The organism is Akkermansia sp. GGCC_0220 (assembly GCF_017566105.1).
Taxonomy (GTDB): domain Bacteria; phylum Verrucomicrobiota; class Verrucomicrobiia; order Verrucomicrobiales; family Akkermansiaceae; genus Akkermansia; species Akkermansia massiliensis.
The window spans coordinates 1-220 of the sequence record NZ_JABFCI010000167.1 but is presented as its reverse complement, the minus strand read 5'-3'; the positions used below and the strand labels follow the sequence as shown (position 1 = coordinate 220).

The window sequence follows — 220 nt, the reverse complement described above, 5'->3', positions numbered from 1 at the left end:
GATACCGGAATACCAGGAGCTTTTACCACTATATTGGGATAGGCAGAAGAATCGTACTGAACACGTTTCTGTAGTTTAACCCCCGAAGAGACCAATGACATCACTCCGTTGACTGCCCGATATGAGGCTGTAGAGAAGTTCCATGCTTTCAACTGGGTAAGATCTTCTTCTATCCTTCCTCTGTCTTTTCCGGTATTCAAATCATCACCCAAATCATAAA

Annotated in this window: 1 pseudogene; it reads right to left on the bottom strand. The window is 43.2% G+C overall.

The window, feature by feature from the left end:
• Window positions 1-220, bottom strand: a pseudogene (locus HJW02_RS13415) (glycoside hydrolase family 92); the annotation flags it as partial.